Here is a 2,064-nt window from a genome sequence, read left to right as displayed (position 1 = left end):
AGCGTATACTTATAATAGAAACTAAAGGAGGTACATACATGAATGTAAAGAAATCTCCCCTGCTATTACTGTTACTAGTATTACTATTCGTAGTTACAGGGCTTGGGTTTACTTTTTTTAAACATAATAAAACGACCCCCACTAAAGATACTGTCACAAAAGAAAACTGGTTAGACGATCCTTACTTACGCTGGTCGTATACACATATGAAAGAATTTACTTTAATTAATGAAGTAAAAAACAATCCTGACCAAGTTGCTCCCTTCCCTACCGCGTTACAAAACTTAGACGATTTTGCTGTGGAGCGTAGATTTGGAAATACAACTCCTCTAAAAAAACTTTTAGACGAAAACAAAACAGACGCTTTTGTCGTTGTACATAATGGACAACTTGTTTATGAGCGATATTTCAATGGATATAACGAGAGTGAACCTCATGGCATGGCATCATTAGCAAAGGTTTTTACTGGTGCAATCATACAATCTCTCGCTGAAGAAAATCTTATTGATGTAGAGAAAACAGCTGACACTTACATAAAAGAATTAAAAAACACACCGTTTGGTAAAGCAACACTTCAGCAATTACTGGACATGCAAGTTTCTGCTGAATACCCTACTCACGGATATATGCAGCTAGGACTAGAAAATCAAGATGCACAACTATATTTAGCTAGTAATATTTTACCCCGAGGTAAAAATTACGAGGGGCCTATGAAAATTTATGATATGTTACTAGAGGCAGAAGAAACTGCACCGCCTGGCTCCGCTTTTTCTTACAATAACGGCTCAAGTGAAACACTCGCTTGGATTATCCGAACAATCACTGACAAATCATTAGCTGAAAATGTAAGCGAGCAAATTTGGTCTCAAATTGGTATGGAAGAAGACGCTTATTACGTTACAGATGAAACAAAAGTAGAACAAGCAAGTGCTGGTTTAAATGCAACTGCTAGAGATATGGCGAAGTTCGGGCAATTACTTTTAAATAATGGTCAATATAACGGAAAACAAATCGTCCCTTCTTCTATTACAGAAGGTGTAAAAAATGTACAAGAAGGCGAACTCGCAATTGGCAGCGGCGCTTCCATTTCTTATCATAATCAATGGTGGATTCCGCATAATGAACAAGGTGCTTTCGAAGTGTTAGGCAGTTACGGACAAACTCTTTACATCGATCCGAAAGCAAGTATGGTAATCGTCCACTTCTCTTCTAACGCTGCGCCTAGTAATGAAATCCATTCGGTTTATTCCGATATGTATATTGATATTGCACATCATTTGGAGAAGCTTCCACAGTAGTGGAGGCTTTTTTTATTTACCCAAATCCTATTCCAGTTAGTGCTTGGTTAGTAGGAGTTGCCGAAAGAATTACTATTTAAGCCACGCGTAAACCCCATTTATATTGATAATATTTTAGTAATTTGAAAACACTAGTGCTTAGGAAAGGAGGGATTGTGAATGTCTGTGAAAAAGCTATTAACTGGATTAATCATTTCACTTGCGATGATTGTAGTTATTACTACTTTAGGATCACTCCGTGTATTTGCCGAATCCGACGTTGTGAGACAGCCTATCGAGGTTGAATTGAATGATGATTACTTTAATCCGAATGTCATCACTGTTCCGGCTGGGAAAACGACGACGTTTCTATTGAAAAACAAAGGAAATAGAGATCACACCTTTACGGTGAAAAAGCTCGGAATCGACGCTGAGGTCCCGCCAGGAAAAGAAAAAACAATTACCGTAAAACCTGAAACCCCCGGTACATATGAACTAATATGTCGGTTCCACTACTTGAAAGGAATGGATGGAAAAGTAATAGTCAAATGACATGCAGTACCGACCCTTACTTTTTTATGAAGTGACACTTAAATTCGCGGGGGGTGTCTATCCCCCACGGATTATGAGCTCTCACTAATCGGTTTTTTACGTGCAGCATAAAATCTTTACATTGTCGTAGCGTACGAAATTTGTGTTTTGTTGGTGCTACCACATCGCTATCAAGCTAAGATTTTGAAGTACCCCCTAAATGAAAATTTTCTTTCTCTACAGTTAGTTATTTTGA

The 2,064-nt window shown here is 38.0% G+C and carries 2 protein-coding genes; both read left to right on the top strand.

What is annotated here, in order from left to right:
* The first annotated feature begins 38 nt into the window (after positions 1–38).
* Positions 39–1,298, top strand: a complete 1,260-nt coding sequence (locus AB3X48_RS21520; protein WP_088099279.1) for a serine hydrolase domain-containing protein — start codon at positions 39–41, stop codon at positions 1,296–1,298.
* Positions 1,299–1,457: 159 nt separating this feature from the next.
* Positions 1,458–1,829, top strand: coding sequence for a cupredoxin domain-containing protein (locus tag AB3X48_RS21515; protein ID WP_088099280.1), 372 nt, complete (start codon positions 1,458–1,460; stop codon positions 1,827–1,829).
* The last annotated feature ends 235 nt before the right edge of the window (positions 1,830–2,064 follow it).

Origin of the sequence: Bacillus sp. S4 (assembly GCF_040838205.1) — a bacterium.
Classification (GTDB): Bacteria; Bacillota; Bacilli; order Bacillales; family Bacillaceae_G; genus Bacillus_A; species Bacillus_A cereus_U.
This window is presented reverse-complemented; position numbering and strand designations above follow the sequence as displayed.

Excerpts from the sequence above, each read along its gene's own strand:
- AB3X48_RS21515 (WP_088099280.1), top strand. The coding sequence starts at position 1,458 with ATGTCTGTGAAAAAGCTATTAACTGGATTAATCATTTCACTTGCGATG.
- AB3X48_RS21520 (WP_088099279.1), top strand. The coding sequence starts at position 39 with ATGAATGTAAAGAAATCTCCCCTGCTATTACTGTTACTAGTATTACTA.